Source organism: Anaerococcus sp. mt242 (assembly GCF_016798225.1).
Taxonomy (GTDB): Bacteria; Bacillota; Clostridia; order Tissierellales; family Peptoniphilaceae; genus Anaerococcus.
Map to the genome: position 1 here is coordinate 1 of NZ_JAEUYX010000011.1, position 14,766 is coordinate 14,766.

At 34.3% G+C, this 14,766-nt stretch carries 11 protein-coding genes; 3 read left to right on the forward strand and 8 right to left on the reverse strand.

What is annotated here, in order from left to right; genetic code table 11:
* Nucleotides 1-71: 71 nt before the first annotated feature.
* From fusA to JNO63_RS05725, 7 genes are all read right to left on the reverse strand, one after another.
* Nucleotides 72-2,144 (reverse strand): elongation factor G, encoded by a 2,073-nt coding sequence (gene fusA, locus JNO63_RS05695; RefSeq protein ID WP_203127536.1) that lies wholly within the window; start codon nucleotides 2,142-2,144, stop codon nucleotides 72-74.
* A gap of 12 nt (nucleotides 2,145-2,156) precedes the next feature.
* Nucleotides 2,157-2,627 carry a 30S ribosomal protein S7 gene (gene rpsG, locus JNO63_RS05700; protein ID WP_203127537.1) on the reverse strand — a complete coding sequence of 157 codons (471 nt, stop codon included), beginning with the start codon at nucleotides 2,625-2,627 and terminating at the stop codon, nucleotides 2,157-2,159.
* Between the two features lie 144 nt (nucleotides 2,628-2,771).
* A complete protein-coding gene (gene rpsL, locus JNO63_RS05705; RefSeq protein WP_203127538.1) occupies nucleotides 2,772-3,185 on the reverse strand; it encodes a 30S ribosomal protein S12 in 414 nt (137 codons plus the stop codon).
* Between the two features lie 124 nt (nucleotides 3,186-3,309).
* A complete protein-coding gene (locus JNO63_RS05710) occupies nucleotides 3,310-4,065 on the reverse strand; it encodes a MurR/RpiR family transcriptional regulator (RefSeq protein WP_203127539.1) in 756 nt (251 codons plus the stop codon).
* On the reverse strand, nucleotides 4,052-4,741 hold the full coding sequence (locus tag JNO63_RS05715) for a MurR/RpiR family transcriptional regulator (protein WP_203127540.1): 690 nt from the start codon (nucleotides 4,739-4,741) through the stop codon (nucleotides 4,052-4,054). Before JNO63_RS05715 ends, JNO63_RS05710 begins: the two co-directional genes overlap by 14 nt.
* 68 nt (nucleotides 4,742-4,809) lie before the next feature.
* On the reverse strand, nucleotides 4,810-6,138 hold the full coding sequence (locus JNO63_RS05720) for a 6-phospho-alpha-glucosidase (RefSeq protein WP_203127541.1): 1,329 nt from the start codon (nucleotides 6,136-6,138) through the stop codon (nucleotides 4,810-4,812).
* Between the two features lie 24 nt (nucleotides 6,139-6,162).
* A complete protein-coding gene (locus tag JNO63_RS05725; protein ID WP_203127542.1) occupies nucleotides 6,163-7,800 on the reverse strand; it encodes an alpha-glucoside-specific PTS transporter subunit IIBC in 1,638 nt (545 codons plus the stop codon).
* Nucleotides 7,801-8,022: 222 nt separating this feature from the next.
* Between JNO63_RS05725 and JNO63_RS05730 the strand changes: the two genes are divergently transcribed.
* The 3 genes from JNO63_RS05730 (at nucleotide 8,023) to JNO63_RS05740 (ending at nucleotide 11,147) form a co-directional block, all read left to right on the forward strand.
* Nucleotides 8,023-9,474 carry an FAD/NAD(P)-binding protein gene (locus tag JNO63_RS05730; RefSeq protein ID WP_203127543.1) on the forward strand — a complete coding sequence of 484 codons (1,452 nt, stop codon included), beginning with the start codon at nucleotides 8,023-8,025 and terminating at the stop codon, nucleotides 9,472-9,474.
* A 54-nt stretch (nucleotides 9,475-9,528) separates the two neighbouring features.
* Nucleotides 9,529-10,026, forward strand: coding sequence for a thiol peroxidase (tpx, locus tag JNO63_RS05735; protein WP_203127544.1), 498 nt, complete (start codon nucleotides 9,529-9,531; stop codon nucleotides 10,024-10,026).
* A 119-nt stretch (nucleotides 10,027-10,145) separates the two neighbouring features.
* Nucleotides 10,146-11,147 (forward strand): MsnO8 family LLM class oxidoreductase, encoded by a 1,002-nt coding sequence (locus tag JNO63_RS05740; RefSeq protein WP_203127545.1) that lies wholly within the window; start codon nucleotides 10,146-10,148, stop codon nucleotides 11,145-11,147.
* 52 nt (nucleotides 11,148-11,199) lie between these two features.
* Here JNO63_RS05740 and rpoC read toward each other — a convergent pair whose 3' ends face one another.
* Nucleotides 11,200-14,763, reverse strand: a complete 3,564-nt coding sequence (gene rpoC / locus JNO63_RS05745; RefSeq protein ID WP_203127546.1) for a DNA-directed RNA polymerase subunit beta' — start codon at nucleotides 14,761-14,763, stop codon at nucleotides 11,200-11,202.
* Nucleotides 14,764-14,766: the final 3 nt, after the last annotated feature.

Here is a 14,766-nt window from a genome sequence, read left to right on the forward strand (position 1 = left end):
GATTGTTCCGATATTAATATGTGGTTTGCTTCTTTCGAATTGTTGTTTACTCATTTTAATCTCCTATTAAATTACTTATCTAATATTTGTTCTTTTACTGATTCTGGTACTTGAGCGTAGTGGTCAAATTGCATTGAGTATGTTGCTCTACCTTGTGTTTTACTTCTTAGGTCTGTTGCATAACCAAACATTTCTGATAGTGGGATAAATGCATCTAGTACGTGGATACCATCTTTTGGATTCATTCCATCGATTTTACCACGACGGCTTGATACGTCACCCATTACATCTCCTAAGTATTCGTCTGGAGTTGTAATTTCTACTTTTTCGATTGGTTCTAGTAAAACTGGTTTTGCTCTTTCAACTGCATTTTTAAGACCCATTGAACCTGCTACGTGGAAGGCTACTTCTGATGAGTCTACTTCGTGGTATGAACCATCATAAAGTACTACGTGCATGTCTACCATTGGATATCCACCTAGGATACCATTAGCTGCTGCTTCGCGTACACCTTCTTCAACTGGTCTGATGTATTCTCTTGGTACTGAACCACCGACAATTTGTGATTCAAATGTAATTCCTGAACCTTCTTCGCCTGGTGAAACTCTTAAGTGAACATCACCGTATTGTCCAGAACCACCTGATTGTCTTACAAACTTACCTTGTGCTTCTGCTTCTTGAGTGATACCTTCTCTGTAAGCTACTTGTGGGTTACCGATATTAGCTTCTACTTTGAATTCTCTTAAAAGTCTATCTACGATGATTTCTAGGTGAAGTTCTCCCATTCCTGAGATAATTGTTTGACCTGTTTCTTCATCTGATTTTGTAACGAATGTTGGATCTTCTTCTGCTAGTTTTTGAAGACCGATAATCATTTTATCTTGTGAAGCTCTTGTTTTTGGTTCGATAGCAACTGAGATTACTGGATCTGGGAATTCCATTTTTTCAAGGATAATTTGATTATCTTGATCACATAGTGAATCCCCTGTTGTTGTATCCTTAAGTCCTAATAAAGCAACGATATCTCCAGCATAACCTACTGGAATTTCCTCTTGCTTATCAGAGTGCATTTGCATGATACGTCCAACACGTTCTCTTTTACCTTTTGTTGCGTTATAGATATATGAACCTGATTCGATTGTACCTGAGTAAATTCTTGTGTAGATAAGTTTACCTACATATGGGTCAGTTACAACTTTAAATGCTAGTGCACTTGTTGGCTCATCATCACTTGGTTTTCTTTCCATTTCAACTGATTCGTCTTTTGGATCGATACCTTTGATGTTTGGTACATCTAGTGGGCTTGGCATAAATTCAATGATTGAGTCTAAAAGTGGTTGTACACCTTTGTTTTTGTATGCTGAACCGCAAAGGCATGGGAAAATCTTTTGTTCGATTGTTCCTTTTCTGATTGCAGCTTTAATTTCTTCTACAGTAACTTCTTCACCTTCAAGATATTTCATCATGATAGTATCATCTACTTCTGATAATTCTTCAAGCATGTTGTTTCTGTATTCTTCAGCTTTGTCTTTTAGATCTGCTGGAATTTCGCCATATACTGGGTGAGCACCTAAGTCTTCTGTGTTATATGTTACAGCTTCCATTGTTATTAGGTCTACTGCACCTTGGAAATCTTGTTCAGAACCAATTGGAATTTCTATTGGAACTGCGTTTGCTTTTAATCTATCTTTGATAGTATCAACTGCCATGAAGAAATCTGCACCAGTAGCATCCATTTTATTGATAAAACAAATTCTTGGAATGTGGTATTTGTCAGCTTGTCTCCAAACAGTTTCTGATTGTGGTTCTACCCCACTTTTTGCATCAAATAAAGCTACAGCACTATCAAGTACTCTTAGTGATCTTTCTACTTCTACAGTGAAGTCCACGTGTCCTGGAGTATCGATAATGTTAATTCTGTGATCTTTCCAAAATGCTGTGGTTGCAGCTGAACCGATTGTAATACCACGTTCCTTTTCTTGGTCCATGGAGTCCATTACTGCTGTACCATCGTGAGTATCACCTATTTTGTAAATTTTACCAGTGTAGTATAGGATTCTTTCTGTTGTAGTAGTTTTACCGGCATCGATATGTGCCATAATCCCGATATTTCTGGTATCTTTAAGTGAAACTTCTCTAGCCAAATTTTCCCCCTATTAATATCTATAGTGTGCAAATGCTTTGTTAGCTTCTGCCGCTCTGTGCATTTCTTCTTTTCTTTTTACAGCTGCACCAGAGTTGTTAGATGCATCTAGAATTTCTTTTGCAAGTCTATCAACCATAGTTTTTTCGCCACGAGCTCTTGAGAAATTAACTAACCATCTTAAAGCTAAAGTTTGTCTTCTTTCTGGTCTAACTTCCATAGGTACTTGGTAGTTAGCACCACCGATTCTTCTAGCTTTAACTTCTAGTGTTGGCATAATATTTTCAAGCGCTTGGTAGAATACTTCTAGTGCGTCGTTTCCTGTAGTTTCTGCTACAATGTCAAATGCATCGTATACAATTCTTGTTGCAAGACCTTTTTTACCATCAAGCATAACGTTGTTGATTAATTTTGTTACAACACGGTCATTATACTTTGCATCAGGCATTACTTCTCTTTTTGGTATATGTCCCTTTCTTGACACTTTGCTTCCCTCCTTTACCAATTATGTGTAATATCATTAGTACTCGACTAATTTTTTGTCGTAAGTGTGCATGCATATACCTTAATTTCAATAATTTATTTCTTAATTATAGGCACATTATGCACTTATTTTAAATTTTATGATCTAGTTTTGGTCTTTTTTAGCACCGTATTTAGATCTACCTTGTTTACGTCCATTTACTCCTGCAGTATCTAGAGTACCTCTTATGATGTGGTAACGCACACCTGGAAGGTCTTTTACTCTTCCACCTCTAATTAGTACAACACTGTGTTCTTGTAGGTTGTGACCAATTCCTGGAATGTATGAAAGTACTTCAGCACCATTTGTAAGTCTAACTCTGGCAACTTTACGTAAAGCTGAGTTAGGTTTTTTAGGTGTTACTGTTCTAACTGATGTACAAACGCCACGTTTTTGTGGTGATTGGTTAGGAGTAACTCTGCTTTTTAAAGTATTGTAGTTGTAACCTAAAGCTGGTGTGTTTGATTTAGATTTTTCACTTTTTCTACTTTTTCTAACAAGTTGGTTAATTGTAGGCATAATGCACCTCCTTTTCTTTTAATATTAATATTTGGCAAGTCCTTGCCAATACTTAAATATTCTACTATGTAATATTTTAAAAGTCAAATAAAACTTAGAGTTTAAAGCTTCTATATATTATTGTCTATGGTAGTATTCTTTCTTTATATGATAAATATTTTAAAATGATAAAATCTATTACAACATAAAACTGTGATATTGGTGAAATTTCTGTTCTACTATCATATTCAAATACGCGGTGCGTTACAAAAGGTATATTAACATCAGATCTTTTTGATAAGGTATTGTTAGATAATCTTGTGATTGAAGCTACAGTAGGTCTACTTGGGAGTTTATTTAGAAATCTTAGCACCTCTTTGTTTTCTCCACCAAGTGATAAGACAAACAACACATCATCTTCTTTTATATTATTTAATATAGTAGCAGGTATATTCTTATCTATTACATAAACTATTTTATCAACGATTAGAAAGTTTCTTTTTAGCTCATCTGCTGCATTTTTTTGAGTATAGCCACTAGCCATAGCATAAATACGGTTCGCCTTATCTAATTTCTTAAATAATTCATCTAAGTTTAATGAAATCATCATTGTCATAGTAAGTAAAAGGTCATTTTTGCTATACTCGATTTCGTTATCATCAAATCCACTACTCTCTTTTCCACTCCATTTGACGATATATCTTAGCTCACTATAACCATCTAGTCCGAGCTTTTTTGAAAAACTCACTATGGATGATGGAACCAAATCCAAAGCTTCAGCAAGTTCGCTGATATTAAGACCTAGGAATCTCTTTTTATCTAGGAGTATATAAGAATAAATCTTTAAATCATTTTTATTTAATTTATTATAATTCTCACTTATTAAATCAGTTAATATCATCTTCTCTCGCCTTTTTATATATTTTTAGTATTTCTTCAAACTCAATTATATATGGACTAAGTAGCCTTATCCCATCATGTTCATCTGGAAAATAGATATTATAATCGACATTTGTAGCTTTGGTATATACTTCACCTATCACAACCTTTAGGCAATCTATACTTCCTAATTGAAACATAAGTTGCTTACTTAGCATGTCATCTGAAAAGTCCACTATAAATACTCCACTATCTTTTAGCATAGTTTCAGTAAAGGCACTCATCTCTTCCCCGCCACTATATACCTCAGCTAAAATTCCTATTTCCATTAAATACATCTTTATAGCTGACTTTATAACCTTCTCATATCCTCCATTACCATATATAAAAACCTTTTTACAAGTTTTTAGTCTATTATATAATTCTATTAAATCTTCATTTTTACCATAAGATTTATTAGAATTACTATTACTATCCTCATTTACATAATACTTAAGCTCACTATATCCACTAAACCCTAGTTTTTTAGCAAATCTTAGTACACTCGTCCTTGATGTAAAGCATTTTGATGCAAAGTCATTGATTGAAATGTCATAATCAATTCCATTTTTCATTATCTCTTTGCCAATATTGATATCAGTATTGCTAAGACTAGCTTCATTTTCTTTTATTAAATTTGAAATATCTATATCTATCACCTCAACTAAAAAACACCGCTTAATATATAGAAACTATACATTAAACGGTGTCTATTGCTATTTATTAACTAGTTTAGTTCTGGCCAATATTCTTTGTTTGCTTCGATTAGATCATCTAAGATAGCTTTAGCTACTTTTGCAGATGGTACTGTGCTTGAAAGTGTAAGTGCTTGCCATAGTTTTAGGTATGAATTTTCTATCCAAGCTTCTACTACTAATTTTTCTACTGATACTTGTTGCTCCATTAGTCCTTTTTGGAATTGTGGGATGTATCCTTGGTTGATTTTTTCAAAGCCATTGCTACCTACTATACAAGGAATTTCTACCATTGCTGTTGGATCAAAGTTTGGAACTGCTCCTTCGTTTGGTACGATTAGTAGGAATCTTTCTTTTGTATTTTCAGCAAGCGCACGAGCTAAATCTACTATATATGTTGCGTGTGCATCTAGTTCAATTTCAATTCCTTCTGCTGTTCCTCTGTCTATAATCTCTTGACACATATTAAATACGTCTTTTTCGCGATGTTCGCGTACTTCATCTACCCTTGTGTGATTAGGATCTGTATGTTCTAATACAAAATCAGGGTAGAAATAGTATTTTAGGTATGTGTTTGGAATTGTGTCAGGATCTAAGGCATATACATCTTTTGCTTTTGTGAATGTTTCCATCCAAGATTCTTCTATATGTTGACCACTTCCTACACCATCAGCAAATCCAGTTTTTGAAACGTGTTCTTTAATTTGTGGCATTAGGTCATTACCTTTATGGTCTTTTATTTCTGTAAACCAACCAAAGTGGTTAAGTCCATAGTAAGAGAAGTCAAGTTCTTGCCATTCTTTAAGTCCAACCATGTCTGCCATCTTATACATTAGGTCGATTGGCATATCGCAGATATTGATTACCTTTGAATCTGGACGAAGTCTTCTTGTTGCTTCTGCTACGATTGCTGCTGGGTTTGAATAGTTTAGCATCCATGCATCTGGTGAGTATTCTTCCATGTAGTCGATGATTTCTAGTACTCCACCGATTGATCTCATACCATAAGCAATTCCACCTGGTCCACAAGTTTCTTGACCAAATACTCCATGTTTTAGAGGAATTTTCTCATCTTTGTCACGCATATCATATTTTCCAACTCTTAGTTGCGCTAGTACAAAGTCTATATCTGTAAACCCTTCTTTTGGATCTGTTGTGTATACGAAATTAATTTCTGGATGTCTTTCTTTTAGGATAATTTCCATTGCTCCACCAATTTTAGCTTGGCGTTGTTCGTCATTATCATATAACTTGATTGTTTTGATTGGGAATTTATCTAAGTTATCTAGTAACATTCCGATGATACCTGGTGTAAATGTTGATCCACCACCTGCGATTACGATTGAATATTGATTTGCCATAATTATCTCCTTTTTTTATTTTGCTTATTCGTTTTCCTTTAAAATTTCTCCAAATGCATCTGCAACATATTGGATATCCATTCCTACAATTACATGGACAGAATTACCGCTTTTAGCAGTACCATAAGTTCCTATATTTTTGAAATACTCGTCACTTTCGACTATACTAGGATCTTTTACATTTACTCTAAGTCTTGTTACACAGTTAGTAAAATCTTTAATATTGTCCGAACCACCTAGACCTATCAAGATTTCATCAGCCATAGTCTCAAACTTATCTCCAGATTTTACATCTTTTTTCTTATCAGAAACCACCTCTTTTCCATCAGATTCAATAGTAGTTTTATCTGTAGTTTTGTTTTTATCTCTATAGTCTTGTTTGCTATATAATTTAGCACTGTCCTTATCAGTTGTTCTACCTGGTGTCTTAAAGTCAAACTTTTTAATCAGGAAACAGAACACAAAATACCAAACAGCTACGGCGATAAGCCCTATAACTAACATTATTAAATATGTCTTCCAGTGATTTGCACCAAGAGGAATCCAGTTTAATGATGCCATCTCGATTACACCACCTGAGTATATACCAACTACACCAAAAGCATTCATAGCCATAGCTAGTAATCCAGCTAAGAGAGAATGTACTGCAAATAACTGTGGAGCTATAAATAAGAAGGTGAACTCAATTGGTTCTGTAACTCCGCTTAGAACAGCTGTAAGAGCTACTGGTAACATAAGACCTGCAATCTTCTTTTTATTTTCAGGAAGAGCAGTCTTATAAAACGCTAATGCAATCCCGACACACCCAAAAATCTTTGACCAGCCTGTTGCTGTAAGCTGAGCATAAGGTGCAATTTCCTTAAGTGAACCCGTTGCAGCCGCTATTTGTGGTAGATTTTGTGCCCAATATGCATATATCCCGCCTGGTACAACCAAGCTATCATAATACATTGGGGCATATAATAAGTGGTGAAGGCCAAATGGTATTAAAAGTTTTTCTAATAATACAAATATTCCTACACCTAGGGTTCCTGAGTTTAGGATAAGATCTCTAAAACTATTCATACCAGCCTGAATCTTAGGCCAAATAAGAACAGCTAGGAAAGCCACAGGAATCATGACTATAAATCCTATACCCAGAACAAAAGCTGAGCCTTTAAAAACTCCAAGCGCTTCTGGAAGTCTCTTATCAAAATATCTGTTATGTAGCCAAATAGCTATACCAGATATTAGTAAAGCTCCCATCATTCCCATGTCTAATGTTTTAATATTTGCAATTAATGCAAGACCACTAGCTCCACCAACCTCTTGGCTAAAATCCACACCAAATGTTGGCCCCCAGTGTTTTAGTATAGAAGAAACATAATTTAAAAATACTAAATAAATTACAAAAGCTTCCATACTAGCACGAGCATTTTGCTTACGAGCTAGACCTATCGGTAAGGCAATAGCAAATAATAATGGTAATTGGTTAAAAACGACCCATGCTCCTGAAAGGATCATGTCCCAAAATCCAAACCAAACTGTACCCTCCGATGCTATAGGACCCATGATTACATCTGTTGTAAACAGGGTTCCAAATCCTATTAGTAGAGCAGATACCGCAAAAAGCATGACCGGTGTGAACATAGCTCCACCAAATTTTTGGATTTTTTCCATCATAATGGTTTCCTCCTTTGAAAACGTATTTATCTTTATCTATATAATATATCTTCAAAATTCCTATGTCAATAAACATTGATAATTAGGTATTTGTGTATATATTATAAAAATATTTTCACTACTATAAGAGGAGATTTTTATTTAGCTATGAATATTAAGCATAAGCATCATTCTAAGGAGGGTATTAAAATAAATAGTACACAAGTTAGTAAAGGAGATTTTATGAAAATAGCCATCGTCGGTTGCGGCATAAGTGGAGCTAACACTCTTAAAACTATAATTGATCACAAAAATTTTAGTGAAAATATACATATAGATATATTTGAAAAAAGAAATGAACTAGGCGTAGGACCTGCCTATGAAGATGATGATATGCATAAGGTTTTAAATACCCCAGTAGAACATATGAATCTGAATTTAGAAAATAGGGATGAATTTAAAAATTGGCTCATAGAAAAATATGGAAAACTTCCAACAGTCGAAGGGAAAATCCCTAGACCTATTGTAGGGCTATATATTAAGGAAAAATATAAAAAATATTTTGCTCATAAAAATGTAAGCATTCACCAAAATGAAATAGTTGATGTCATAAAAGAAAATGATAAATTCATTTTAAAAAGTAAAAATGAAAGCTACGGTCCATATAAAGAAATTTTCTTAAGCATCGGCCAATCATATTATAAGGATGATTACAATTTGAATGAGTATGAAAACTACATATCAAATCCCTATCCCCTTAGAAAAAAAATTACAAATATAAATAAAAATGATACTTTAGGTATCATAGGAACCGGACCATCTTCCATTGATATTTATAGGTATCTAAGTAAATATTTTGATTATAAAAAGCCACTTTATTTTTTTACTAATAGCAGTTTTTTTGCTCTGCCAGAAATCAAAGAATACTGCCCAAAAAACATCTGCGCATTTGACGATGCATGGATATCTAATCATCAAGATGAAGACGGCTTTATTAAACTAGATGATTTTAAAGAAACTTTTGACAATGACTTTAAGAAAGCTTGCGTAGACTTTTATGCTACTTATGAATATTATAAAAATAATGACATAGAAGTATCTAAGAAAGCTTTAAAAAGCAAGGATTTCAATTTAGAATTTTGCCAAAGCTATGCACTTGAATTGTGGTATGTAAGTACTAGACTTTTTAATTCATTAAATGGTCTTGAACAAATAGAATTTAAAAAATCTTATCAAAATAAGATAGAATATCTTATGACAAAAACTCCATTCATTACCATGGAAAATATTTTTTCTGACCTAGACAAAGGCAAAATCAAAATCGTAAAAGATACTGAAGATATAAGTTATATCAATGGCAAATTTGAAATTACTACTAAAAATAAAGAGTCATTCTCAACAGATAAAATTTTTAACGCTCAAGGTTTTGAAAAAGACTTAAGTAAAGCTATAAAAAAAGATAATCTTTTAGAAAATCTATATAAAAATAGACTAATCGACGCTGATCTTAATGACAATATAAATGTGACTTATCCTTCCTATAACCCGATTACAACAAAGTACGGGCAAATAAAAAACTTGCATATAAATGGCATGTGGACAGCAAGTGTTGATATTTCAAACAATGATTTAAGATCAGTTTTAATCTCTAGTAAAGATATGGCAAATGATTTTATAAATAATTTAGAAAATTAATTTGTGGGTATAAATGTATCTGGAAAAAGAATTACACTTTAGGAGGATATAAAAATGGATATAACATTTGCAGGAAATAAAGTAAATCTAGTAGGAAATGAAATCAAAGTTGGAGATACAGCTCCATCTTTTAAAGCAACAATGAATGATCTTAGCGAATGGTCAAGCGATAATTGTGATAACAAAGTAGTTATCTACTCTGTAGCTCCATCACTAGATACTGAAGTTTGCGCCCTACAAGCTAAAAAATTTAACAAAGAAGCAAGCGAACTTGAAGGAGTAAACGTAGTAACAATTACAGAAGACCTACCATTTGCCCAAGCAAGATTTTGCTCAAATGAAGGAATCGAAAACAATTTAATGATTTCTGACTACAAAGACCGTGAATTTGGTGAAAAATACGGTTTCCTAATGGAAGAAAACAAATTGCTAGCTCGTGGAGTTGTAGTTGTAGATAAAGATGGAAAAGTTGCTTACGTAGAATACGTACCTGAAGTAACTGATGAAGTTGACTTTGACAAAGCTTTAGAAGAAGTTAAAAAATTAGTTTAATTTATAATACAAACCTTAACAAATTTCTGTTGAGGTTTTTTTGTGTCTTTTTTTAAAAATTATGCTTTAACTTGGAGTATAATAATGTTAATAATGATTTAAACTTTAAGGAGGTTATTATGAAACTTGGAGTTCATGATTTATTAATAAGAGAACAAGGAAAAACTAACCAAGATGTCTTTAATGATACCAAAAAAATGGTAACAGAGTTAGACAAGCTTGGCTATGATAGATATTGGTTTGCAGAGCACCATGGCTTTGAAAATCTACTTTCAGTTGCCCCAGAAATACTTGCAACATATTTTTTATCAAATACTGAAAATATTGTAATAGGAACTGGCGGGACAATGATTATGCATTATTCTCCTCTAAAGGTAGCAGAAACTTTTAAAACCATGGCAGAACTTGCTCCAGGAAGAGTAGATTTGGGCATTGGCCGTGCTCCTGGATCTGGCCCTTTGGAAATACGCGCTTTAAATCAAGGCTATCCTAATAAATCCAGTCAATTATATGATAAAATTAAAATAATTTTAGATTATTTGGAAGATAAAGAACCAAATGATCCAATTTTTTCCAGAGTAAAGGCAGTACCAATGAATAACGAAAAATTAGTAATGCCATGGATGCTTGGGTCTACTGGCCAAGCAGCACCAGTTGCGGCAGAATGGGGCATGCCATATTCTCATGCCAAATTTTTTGCAGTAGAAACTCCTGACTATGTTTTTAAGGACTACAAGGAAAATTTTAAACCATCGAATTTTGCTGATAAGCCATATATCTCTATGTCCTACAAAATGCTAATTGCAGATGACAAAGATGAATTAGAATATTTAGGCAAGGCTTTTGACTACTTCCACCTCCAACAAGCCCGTGGTCGCCAAAAAGGTTTAGTGAGTCCTGAGGATGTAAAAGACTACGAATTTGATTTAAATGAAAAAGCCTTACTCAAAAAATCCTATGAGTCTAGATTTATCCTAAAGGGAACAAAAAAAGAAATAGCTGATATACTTTATGATGAAATAAGTAGGTTTGACTTAGATGAAATCTTAGCCTTTACTCCTATCTACGGGGTGGAAAATAGAATTAATACCTACAAGGCATTAAAAGAAATTTTTGAATAAAATAATACTAAAAAACCCCTCAATCAATTTAGATTGTGGGGTTTATTTTTATCTAGTTTTGTAATTGTTCGTCAGCTTCTAAACTTTCGGCTTCTTCTAAGTTTAGTGCGATTTGGGCATCTTCTAATTCTTTTGTTTCATAGTCAATTTCTACATCATTGTAGCGTTTCATACCTGTACCTGCTGGTATAAGTTTACCGATAATGATATTTTCTTTTAGACCCATTAGGTCATCGACTTTACCTTTTATAGATGCATCTGTAAGAACTCTTGTTGTCTCTTGGAAGGATGCTGCTGATAACCAAGAATCTGTTGCTAGAGATGCTTTTGTGATACCTAGTAATTCTTGAGTGTATTCTGCAGGAGCTTTTCCTTCTTCAATCATTTGTTCATTTACAAGGTCAACATCGCGTCTTTCTTGTAATGATCCTGGTAAGAATTCTGTGTCGCCTGATTCATCAATTTTAACTTTTTTAAGCATTTGGCGGGCAATTACTTCGATGTGTCTATCATCGATTTCTACCCCTTGGATCCTATATACTTTTTGTACTTCTTTTGTGATGTAGTTTTGTACTCCGATTTTGCCAAGTACATTTAATACATCATGTGGATCTAGTGAACCTTCTGTTAATTGGTCACCTTTTTCTACTACATCACCATCACGTACTAGGATTCTAGAACCAAATGGAATATTATATTTTTGTACGTATCCATCTTCTGATTCGATTTCTACGTCTGTTTTCTTTTCATTTTGGATAAGTGTTACTGTACCGCTATTTTCTGCAATAAACGCAAGACCTTTTGGTTTACGTGCTTCAAATAACTCTTCTACCCTTGGAAGACCTGATGTAATTCCTACACCTGCGATACCACCTGAGTGGAAGGTTCTCATTGTAAGCTGTGTACCTGGTTCACCGATTGATTGAGCAGCAATAATACCTACCGCTTCACCGATATTTACAGGTTTTCCAGTTGCAAGGTTACGTCCATAGCATGCAGCACAAACACCTTGTTTTGCCCTACATTCAAGTACAGAACGTAATTTTACCTTTTTAACTCCAGCTGCAACAATTTTTTCTGCAGTATCTTCATCTATTAATTGGTCTTTAGCAGCTAGGATTTCGCCATTTTCATCTTTAACATCTTCAAATGATGTACGTCCTACAATACGTGTGTAAAGATTTTCGATTAATTCGTTTCCATCTTTAAATTCGTAAGCTTCAACATATCCATTTGTATGACAATCATCTTCTGTAACTATTACATCTTGAGAGATGTCTACCATACGACGTGTTAGATATCCTGAGTCGGCAGTTCTAAGCGCTGTATCTGTAAGACCCTTACGAGAACCGTGGGATGAAATAAAGTATTCTTGTACAGAAAGTCCTTCACGGAAATTTGCTTTAACTGGAATCTCGATAGTTTTACCATCGGCCTGACTCATCAGACCACGCATACCGCCTAGCTGTCTGATTTGGTTTGTTGAACCACGGGCACCAGAGTCAGCAAATATTTTGATATTGTTATCATCACGAAGGTCAGTTAGTAGAGCTTCAGTTACCTTATCTGTAGTTTCTCTCCAAATATCGATAACTTTTTCATATCTTTCTTCATCTGTGATTAGTCCGCGTCTATATAGTTTTTCGTAATTATCTACTTCAGCATCAGCTTCTGCAATGATATCCCATTTTTCTTTTGGAATTGTAACATCAGCCATAGATACAGTTAGACCTGAAAGTGTTGAGTATCTATACCCTGTTTGTTTGATATAGTCAAGTACTTCTGCTGTTTTGATATTTCCATGTCTTCTAAAGCATCTATCTACTATATCTTTTAATACGCCAGAGTCTGCTACTTGATTGATTTCTAGTGAATATGGATCTTCTTTTCTATTTACATATCCTAAATCTTGAGGGATACCTTCGTTATAGATAAATCTACCTACAGAAGATTCTACAATTTGTCCTGGATCTTCTGGTGAGTGTTTGATTCTAACGCTTACTCTTGATTGGTATTCTACATCTCCTACAAGTAAGGCTTTTTTCATCTCATTTGTAGATTCAAAAACCATTCCCTCGCCTTTTGCACCTTCTTTTATGGTTGTTAGATAGTATGCACCTAACACCATATCTTGGGAAGGAGATGTAATTGGTTTACCATCTTTAAGACCAAGGATGTTGTTTGTAGACATCATTAATAATCTTGCTTCGATTTGTGCTTCATTTGATAGTGGCAAGTGGATAGCCATTTGGTCCCCGTCAAAGTCCGCGTTAAATGCGTTACATGCAAGTGGGTGAAGTTTGATAGCTTTACCTTCTACAAGTACTGGTTCAAATGATTGGATACCAAGTCTGTGTAGTGTCGGAGCACGGTTTAGTAAAACTGGATGGTCTTTTATAACTTCTTCAAGGACATCATAAACTCTTGGATCCTTTTTTTCTACCATTTTTTTAGCAGATTTTAAGTTATGAGCCATGCCACGGTCTACTACCTTATTCATTATAAATGGCTTAAATAATTCTAGAGCCATTTCTTGTGGCAGACCACATTGGTTAAATTTAAGGTCTGGACCAACTACGATTACTGAACGTCCTGAGTAGTCTACACGTTTACCAAGTAAGTTTTGTCTAAATCTACCTGACTTACCTTTTAGCAAATCAGAAAGTGATTTCATATTTCTATTTGATGCACCAGTTACAGCACGTCCACGACGACCGTTATCAATTAGGGCATCGACAGCTTCTTGGAGCATTCTTTTTTCGTTACGAACGATGATTTCTGGTGCTCCGATGTCTAAAAGTCTTTTTAGTCTGTTGTTTCTATTGATTACACGTCTATAAAGATCGTTTAAGTCGGATGTAGCAAATCTACCACCTTCAAGTTGTACCATTGGTCTTAGTTCTGGTGGCATAACTGGAAGTACATCTAAGATCATCCATTCTGGACGATTTCCTGATGTCATAAAGGCATCTACAACTTCAAGACGTCTTGAAATTCTTACTTTCTTTTGACCTGTTGATTCTTCTAATTCTTTTAAAAGTAATTCGTATTCTTTTTCTAGATCAATGCTAGCAAGAAGTTCTCTTACAGCTTCTGCTCCCATTGCTGCGTTAAATTCTAGGTCATCTGGATGTAGTTCTAGAGCTTCTTGGTATTGAGTTTCTGAGATTTCTTCTTTAAAGGCAAATCCAGATTCTCCAGGATTTATAACTACATATGATGCAAAGTAAAGAATTTTTTCAAGAATTCTAGGACTCATATCTAAAAGCAGACCCATTTTTGATGGGATACCTTTAAAGTACCAAATGTGTGATACTGGAGCTGCAAGTTCAATGTGGCCCATTCTTTCACGACGTACTTTTGCTTTTGTAACTTCAACACCACATTTTTCACAAACTACGCCTTTATATCTAATTCTTTTGTATTTTCCACAAGAACATTCGTAGTCTTTGGTTGGTCCAAAGATTTTTTCACAAAATAGACCATCTTTTTCTGGTTTAAGGGTTCTATAATTTATTGTCTCAGGTTTTTTAACTTCACCATGAGACCAGGATCTGATTTTTTCAGGGGATGCGATTTTCATCCTCATCCCGTCAAATTGTGTTAATTCGCTCATAAA

What these genes read in the sequence shown, in the direction of transcription:
- rpsL (WP_203127538.1), bottom strand. Translation starts at nt 3,185, where the DNA reads ATGCCTACAATTAACCAACTTGTTAGAAAAAGTAGAAAAAGTGAAAAA.
- JNO63_RS05710 (WP_203127539.1), bottom strand. Translation starts at nt 4,065, where the DNA reads ATGATATTAACTGATTTAATAAGTGAGAATTATAATAAATTAAATAAA.
- JNO63_RS05720 (WP_203127541.1), bottom strand. Translation starts at nt 6,138, where the DNA reads ATGGCAAATCAATATTCAATCGTAATCGCAGGTGGTGGATCAACATTT.
- JNO63_RS05725 (WP_203127542.1), bottom strand. Translation starts at nt 7,800, where the DNA reads ATGATGGAAAAAATCCAAAAATTTGGTGGAGCTATGTTCACACCGGTC.
- JNO63_RS05730 (WP_203127543.1), top strand. Translation starts at nt 8,023, where the DNA reads ATGAAAATAGCCATCGTCGGTTGCGGCATAAGTGGAGCTAACACTCTT.
- tpx (WP_203127544.1), top strand. Translation starts at nt 9,529, where the DNA reads ATGGATATAACATTTGCAGGAAATAAAGTAAATCTAGTAGGAAATGAA.
- JNO63_RS05740 (WP_203127545.1), top strand. Translation starts at nt 10,146, where the DNA reads ATGAAACTTGGAGTTCATGATTTATTAATAAGAGAACAAGGAAAAACT.
- rpoC (WP_203127546.1), bottom strand. Translation starts at nt 14,763, where the DNA reads ATGAGCGAATTAACACAATTTGACGGGATGAGGATGAAAATCGCATCC.